Genomic DNA, 6,444 nt, shown 5'->3' with positions numbered 1-6,444 from the left:
CGGCAGGACAAGCCGCTCTTGCCGCCCGAGCAAATTCATCGCGATTTTCGTTTGCGCGTTCGCTTGCGACTGAGCCTTTTGGCGTTCGCCGCCACCATTGTTCGATATTGCTCAACAATCTTGTCGCCGGAAGCGCCCGCCATCAAGCTGGTGCTGGCCTTCGCCGCCGCAACCATTTTTTCACTGACTATGCGGTGGGCTTCACGTTGGGCAGCTTTGCCGCCGCGCATCAGCTTCGCGATCCGCAGCCCGATCACGCGATTACTTTCTAGCGCCAGGACCATCCAGTTCAACATCAGTGATGTTCTGCCGACCTTGGTGACGCGTCCTCTACCTTAAGCGGCTCAGGCTGTATGCCGAAGAGAACTTCCGTAATGCTTGAAGAAGTTATCAAGCCTTACAGGCTCGCCGGTATCTCGCCAGAACAGTCTTTTACCGAGGCTGGCCGCCACTGCGAGGCGGTGTTGGCCGCCGATTAGAGTATGGTCATCCGTTGCTTGGGCGATGATCTCGCCGGCTTCGTCCACGATGAACTTCACGGGGCCGCCTCCAATACAACGCACCGGTCAGCGCCGCCGCGATGGCGCGCAATCTATCTAACCTCGTGTGGGCTCCGGGCGTTCCTACCCATGAAGAACACCGGACGACGTGCTCCGTTTCGCGTGCTGCCATTTATGTACTGAATGGTACACAATTAAGTCCTGACACTGGGCGGCCGAGCCAGCGCACATAGTGTGAAACTAGGGCCTATTAGGGCCCGGCAGGTTCGGGCCGGCCTTTCGTTGGCGCGGGAAGATCAAAATATACCTTTATCTTCAGATGCTTCCGTCGCTATCAACAAGTCGAAAAAATACTGGCGGAAAGGTCCACACGGTTTTGCCGTACGCACGGCCCGCCATTTCGCCGCAGGGTTCGACGACGTTGTGCACGTTGCCGTCGACCTTCCGGCGAGACGAACCTGACAGCGCCGCTCGTCGCACGCGGTTACGGACTCACAGGGACTACCCGCCCTGTCCGCACCTCTCGTGCCGACGCTGCCGCGTCCACCGCAAGCCCGGCTCGCGACAGTGACGACACATAGTCGCCCCTCTTGGGTGAGCCGGGATGGGCGAGAAATACGCCGAAACCGAATTTCGATAAAGTGGAATATTTTTGTGAGGAGGGGTTGACGGAAGGGCGACACAGGGTGGGTTATGGGCAGACAAGTCAATCGTCGCGATTGCTAAACAAGCCCTCAGTCTCCATGGAACACAAGCCTAGCTCCCGCGGCCCGAGACCAAAACCCATCAAGATGTTCCCAACGCCGAGGCATGATGGGTTTCGCAAGAGCTCAACCCATCCTACTACCGAGCTCTCATGCGGCACGGGACCTTCCCCTCCCCATCCTCTTTTCCACTGTGTGCTTCAGATCACAGCAGAATCAGCGGCCCTCCCCTACAATGACCCAGCATGGCCGCAAACAAGGTAACGGCGGTACGCGTGAGGCTGCGGAGGCGATCGACAGCTAGGGACTTTTCGAGGCCGTCCGGGTGAAGAGCCCGGCGGCTTTTTTCTTTGTTGCTGTGCAGCACTGAGAACGTGGATGCCCGGGACAAGCCCGGGCATGACGATGTCCGAACGTGATCTCCCTCAATCGAGGTGGAGCTTCCGCCTATGAACCACCCGCCCCCTTCCGCTCCTCCCGCTCTTCCTCGACCTGCCGCTCCGCTTCGAGCCAGAATTCCAGGTCGCGATTGCTCGGCCGGCCCGCCTGCTCCCAGAGCTCGTAGGCGCGCGCGCGCACCTGGCCGCGCCCCATCATGCGGCGGAGCTTTCGCTTCAGCTCTTCGGCAAAGCTGCGGAAGCGCTGGCCGGTGGTTTCGTCCTTGACGAGCGCGGCCGCTCGCGTGGCGAGTTCGATCTGGTGCTCTATCTTTTTCTGCTCGTCCACCGCCGACACTGCCGTGGGAAATGTTGCCAGAGCCCGTGCTGTTCGGAGATTGAATTCCTTTCGGGGATGGTCTGTTCCCTCGGCAAAAGCGCGCGGGATGGAAGAGCGTAGGATGGGGTGAGCGAAGCGAAACCCATCGGGGTCTGGACGACGTCGACGCATGACGGGATTCGCAAGGGCTCACCCATCCTACGCACCATCACATCGAGTCGACGCCGCTAAAGCGCGATGCGATTAGGATTAATCGCCATCGCGCTTCAGGTTGTTGTTTAAGCATGATCTTTTCGGAAAACCGCTGCGCACTTTTCCGGGTCATGCTTTAGTGCCACGTCGTGTCGGCTTCGACGATCACCACTCTGATTTCCGGATCCTCAGTCGTGTTGCAGGTGCAGGGCATGCCCTCACCGCAGCGGCAGCCGCCGAGTTTCTCGCTCCACGCCCGGAGCGGATGGTTTTCGCAGACCCATCCCAGACCCTGGCAGAATGGGCAGGTCTTGTCGGTCACAGCGTATCCGGCGTCCGCAGCGTGTTCGACTTTTCCTCGTTGCGCAGCTCCTGCTCGGCCGCGTTCCAAAATTCTTCTTCGCGGCCTTCGGGCTTGCCGGCCTGCTCCCACAGGCGGTGCGCGCGTTCTCTGATCTCTTGCTCGGTCGGGTCGGACAATTCTCGTCTCCTCTGGTGAAGCACGGCCCACCCTGGGGGGTATGGGGGGCTTGGAGGCGGGCCGTGCAGGCCAGCGATCGGCGGCGAGGCTGACCCGCGGATTCAAGCTTCCATCGTGCGCGGGAGTTCCTAATCGCGCGCGCCGGGCGATAGCACGCTCATCAAATTACTTGAGACAGGAAGAAGCAGGGTATCCAGCCAGAACAGCAGGGCGCCGATGCCTAGCATCGCGGCGAATGCAAGCATGAGACGCATGAGCTGTTGGCCGCGTGGAATTCCCGCGAGAGCTCGCTCGCCAACGGACGCCTGAGCGTCAGCAGGCCGCGCCACTCGGGCGACGCTCCGGCTCTCAAGAAGGCCAGGCGTATCGCCATCGCCAAGATTACGACCGCACATCCCCAGGTCGCAAAGGCCAGGACACGCAGCAGGTCGTGCAACGCCTCTTGGAGGATGGACATGCGAAGCTCGGGGATATTGGTAGCGGGAGAGGGACTCGAACCCCCGACCCCAGGATTATGATTCCCGTGCTCTAACCAGCTGAGCTACCCCGCCACAGGGCCCGCGAACGGCGGCTACGGCCGATCTCGCGAACGCGCGGCATATAAAGAAGGGGGCGGCGGGAAGTCAATCCGCCTTCGCTAAAAGCTTCGGCGCGACAGGGCGTTTGGGGGTGGAAAAGCGACCGGTTTTGGCGGCGGATCGCCTGTTTTTGGATATCAGATTTGCGGAGACTCCCCCTCACCCGGAAGCCGCGCTTTTGCGGATTCCGGCCTCTCCCGCAAGCGGGAGAGGCGAAGGAAGAATCGGGCCTATTTCGGCCGCACGTTCGGGTCGCCGCCGGGGCTGCCGGGGGGCGGGATCACCGGGGTGTTGCCGCCGGTGTCGGGGGCCGGGGCGTGCATCTCGGGGTCGACGCCCGCGGGCGGGCAGAGCACGCCGTCGGACTTTGCCAATTTGTCGCCGAGCGGTTCCCGGGACTGGCCGGTGGTGGTGCCATCGGCCTGGCGGTTAGGGCGGTCCTGCGGGGTGCAATTGGCCGCATGTTGCGGGGATGGCGGCGCGGTCGCTTGCGGCGGCGTCGCCGGGGCGGGCGGAGCCTGCGCGATCGCGCTGCCGGAGGCGACGATCAGGAGGCTGGCCAGGATGATGTTTGATGTCGTGCGCATGGGAGCAAAACGCGCCGATCACGGCGCGTGTTCCCTCGGCACGATCACGATTTGTGGTAGCGGATCAGCGAAAAGTGCCCCATCGGCGGCATCGGCCTCCGTTCGGCCAAGGTGATGCCGCCGTGCCTCGCGGCCCAGCCCTCGAGGCGGGCCCACGGGAATTCCGGGCGCCAGCCGAGGCGGCGGGCGACGGGCGCGAAGGCGAGCTCGAACAGTTTGCGCGGGCCGGTCTCGGCGCCGATGTGGTTGACGAGGATCAGCTCGCCGCCGGGCTTGAGCACGCGCACGAACTCATCGAGCGTGCCTTCGGGATCGGGCACGGCGGTGATGACATATTGCGCCACCACCGCGTCGAAGAAGTTTTCGGGGAAGGCGAGGTTTTTCGCATCCATCACCGAGAGCACTTCGACATTGGAGAGGCGAAGCGCACGCACCCGCGCCTGCGCCTTGCGCAGCATCGGCTCGGAGATGTCGACGCCGCAGATTTTCGTGGTGCGCGAATAGTCCGACAGCGACAGGCCGGTACCGACGCCGACGTCGAGGATGCGGCCGCCGATGCGGTCGGCCTCCGCGATGGTCGACTGCCGTCCGGCGTCGAACACCTTGCCGAACACGAGATCATAGACCGGCGCCCAGCGGCCATAGGCCTTCTCGACCCCGGCCCGCGAGATGTCTGCTGCCATGCCCCCTGCCCTGAATTCTCTTAACCGCGCACCGCTTCGACAAGCGGCCTCGCCGTGCCTGTCGCGACTTTCGCGGCGGCGCTTTGAATGAAGCCGCCGCCAAGCACGCGGGCCTGCCCACTGGGCGCGTCGTAGAACACGCAGGCCTGGCCGGGCGAGACGCCCTCCTCGCCGCCGACGAGCTCGACCTCATAATGGCCGTTCGCGCCGCGCAGCCATGCCGGCTGCGGCGCGCGGGTCGAGCGCACGCGCACGAACAATTCGAGGCCGGCGCCGATGGCGCGGTCGATGTCGCCGCCGCCGATCCAGTTGACGTCGCGCAAGGCGATGCGGTGCATCTTCAGCGCATCGCGCGGGCCGACGACGACGCGGCGGGTGGCAGCCTCAAGCCGCACCACGAACAGCGGCGCGTGGGCGGCGATGCCGAGGCCGCGGCGCTGGCCGACGGTGAAATTGGCGATGCCATTGTGCCGGCCGAGCACGCGTCCATCGAGATCGACGATGTCGCCGGGGTCCATCGCATTCGGACGCAGGCGCGTGATGATGTCGGTGTAGCGGCCCGTCGGCACGAAGCAGATGTCCTGGCTGTCGTGCTTGTCGGCGACGGACAGGCCAAAGCGGCGCGCGAGCTCGCGCGTCTCGGGCTTGGTCATGTCGCCGAGCGGGAAGCGCAGGAAGTCGAGCTGTTCTTGCGTCGTCGCAAACAGGAAATAGCTCTGGTCGCGGTCGGCGTCGGCCGCGCAGACCAGCGCGCGCGAGCCGTCTTCGCGGCGGCGCGAGGCGACGTAATGGCCGGTGGCGAGCGCCTGTGCGCCGAGCTCGCGCGCGGTCTTCAGGAGGTCGCGGAATTTGACGCTGCGGTTGCACTCGATGCACGGCACCGGCGTCTCGCCGAGCGCGTAGCTGTCGGCGAAATTGTCGATGACGGATTCGCGGAAGCGATCCTCGTAGTCGAGCACGTAATGGGGAATGCCGAGTTTTGCCGCGACGTCGCGGGCGTCGTGGATATCCTGGCCGGCGCAGCAGGCACCCTTGCGATGGGTCGCCGCGCCATGGTCGTAAAGCTGCAGCGTGATGCCGACGACGTCGTAGCCTTCCGCCTTCAGAAGCGCAGCCGTCGTCGAGGAATCGACGCCGCCCGACATGGCGACAACGACCCTGGTGTCCTCAGGACGGCCTTCGAGATCCAGACTGTTGAGCATGGGCCTTAAGGGTTGTGACGGCGTGCGGCGATCCGCGATTTCATGCTTCTCGCGGGACGTCGTCGAACCCCGGGAACTTTAGTTCCCGCAAGGCACGACTGCCCGGTCGAAAGCGGCTGAGAGTAACCTCTTTAATATAGGCGGCATTCCGGTGAAGCAATCACGGGGGCGGCCAGCTTAGGGCAATTCTTGCCGGGGAGGCAGAAATGGCGGGGTCGCAGCGGGCCCTGCGGTGACGGGATAAAATCCATAAATGATTGATTTTGCTACATAAATATACCTGAAAGGGCACTGGCCCGCTCCTTGCTCCCCTGATGCCGAAGATGTTTCCAAGGGGTTGCCTGTGGTCAGTCGTACGTCAGATGTCGTGGCCAGCGTGCAAGTTTCGAGCGCGCAGCAAAAGCCTGCGCGGTCGCAGAGCGCCAGGGAGCCGTCCGCGAACGACTCCTTCGGGTCGCTGGTCGACAGCAACACCCAGGCGATCAACACCAATGCGGCCTCGCAGGCCCAGGATCGCGCGCCGCGGCGGAGCGATTCGTCCTCCGCGGACAAGGGGCCGCGCGACACCTCGTCCACGGATGAATCCTCGCAGAGCAGGGCGAGCGACGACACCGACACCTCCGCGCCCGCCAGGAACGACAAGGCGAACGACAAGTCGAACGACACGACCACGGATGCGGCCAAGGACGCCGGCACGGCGAAGGACAAGGTCAAGGACAAGTCCGAGGCGTCGGACGCCAAATCGGCTGACACATCCGAGAAAACCAAGGACGACCAGACCGAGGGCACCGACACGCTCA

8 protein-coding genes, 1 tRNA gene and 1 pseudogene are annotated in these 6,444 nt (G+C 63.8%); 2 read left to right on the top strand and 8 right to left on the bottom strand.

The window, feature by feature from the left end:
- Positions 1–339: hypothetical protein (locus IC66_RS49105; protein ID WP_210161482.1), on the top strand; the 339-nt coding region annotated here is incomplete at its 5' end.
- A gap of 5 nt (positions 340–344) precedes the next feature.
- Here IC66_RS49105 and IC66_RS0117540 read toward each other — a convergent pair.
- The 8 genes from IC66_RS0117540 to mnmA all read right to left on the bottom strand — a co-directional run bounded on the left by IC66_RS0117540 (position 345) and on the right by mnmA (position 5,644).
- On the bottom strand, positions 345–539 hold the full coding sequence (locus tag IC66_RS0117540; RefSeq protein ID WP_038948496.1) for a hypothetical protein: 195 nt from the start codon (positions 537–539) through the stop codon (positions 345–347).
- Positions 540–1,651: 1,112 nt separating this feature from the next.
- Positions 1,652–1,930 carry a DUF2934 domain-containing protein gene (locus IC66_RS0117535; RefSeq protein WP_038948495.1) on the bottom strand — a complete coding sequence of 93 codons (279 nt, stop codon included), beginning with the start codon at positions 1,928–1,930 and terminating at the stop codon, positions 1,652–1,654.
- Positions 1,931–2,249: 319 nt separating this feature from the next.
- Positions 2,250–2,435 (bottom strand): hypothetical protein, encoded by a 186-nt coding sequence (locus IC66_RS0117530; protein WP_038948493.1) that lies wholly within the window; start codon positions 2,433–2,435, stop codon positions 2,250–2,252.
- On the bottom strand, positions 2,432–2,593 hold the full coding sequence (locus IC66_RS43460) for a DUF2934 domain-containing protein (RefSeq protein ID WP_018318410.1): 162 nt from the start codon (positions 2,591–2,593) through the stop codon (positions 2,432–2,434). The genes IC66_RS0117530 and IC66_RS43460 overlap by 4 nt, the downstream gene beginning before the upstream one ends.
- Positions 2,594–3,068: 475 nt before the next feature.
- Positions 3,069–3,145: transfer RNA gene (locus IC66_RS0117515), tRNA-Met, on the bottom strand.
- Positions 3,146–3,402: 257 nt separating this feature from the next.
- Positions 3,403–3,759 carry a hypothetical protein gene (locus IC66_RS0117510; protein ID WP_028140204.1) on the bottom strand — a complete coding sequence of 119 codons (357 nt, stop codon included), beginning with the start codon at positions 3,757–3,759 and terminating at the stop codon, positions 3,403–3,405.
- A 44-nt stretch (positions 3,760–3,803) separates the two neighbouring features.
- On the bottom strand, positions 3,804–4,442 hold the full coding sequence (locus IC66_RS0117505) for a class I SAM-dependent methyltransferase (protein WP_028140205.1): 639 nt from the start codon (positions 4,440–4,442) through the stop codon (positions 3,804–3,806).
- A gap of 20 nt (positions 4,443–4,462) precedes the next feature.
- Positions 4,463–5,644 (bottom strand): tRNA 2-thiouridine(34) synthase MnmA, encoded by a 1,182-nt coding sequence (gene mnmA, locus IC66_RS0117500; RefSeq protein ID WP_038948492.1) that lies wholly within the window; start codon positions 5,642–5,644, stop codon positions 4,463–4,465.
- A 343-nt stretch (positions 5,645–5,987) separates the two neighbouring features.
- On the opposite strand from mnmA, the pseudogene IC66_RS0117495 reads away from it, so the two are divergent.
- Positions 5,988–6,444, top strand: a pseudogene (locus IC66_RS0117495) (flagellar hook-length control protein FliK); the annotation flags it as partial.

It is taken from the genome of Bradyrhizobium genomosp. III (genome assembly GCF_000261705.1).
Classification (GTDB): domain Bacteria; phylum Pseudomonadota; class Alphaproteobacteria; order Rhizobiales; family Xanthobacteraceae; genus Bradyrhizobium; species Bradyrhizobium ottawaense.
This window is presented reverse-complemented; position numbering and strand designations above follow the sequence as displayed.

Bases quoted from the DNA above. Each gene is read 5' to 3' on its own strand.
- IC66_RS0117510 (WP_028140204.1), bottom strand. From the start codon at position 3,759: ATGCGCACGACATCAAACATCATCCTGGCCAGCCTCCTGATCGTCGCC.
- IC66_RS0117505 (WP_028140205.1), bottom strand. From the start codon at position 4,442: ATGGCAGCAGACATCTCGCGGGCCGGGGTCGAGAAGGCCTATGGCCGC.
- mnmA (WP_038948492.1), bottom strand. From the start codon at position 5,644: ATGCTCAACAGTCTGGATCTCGAAGGCCGTCCTGAGGACACCAGGGTC.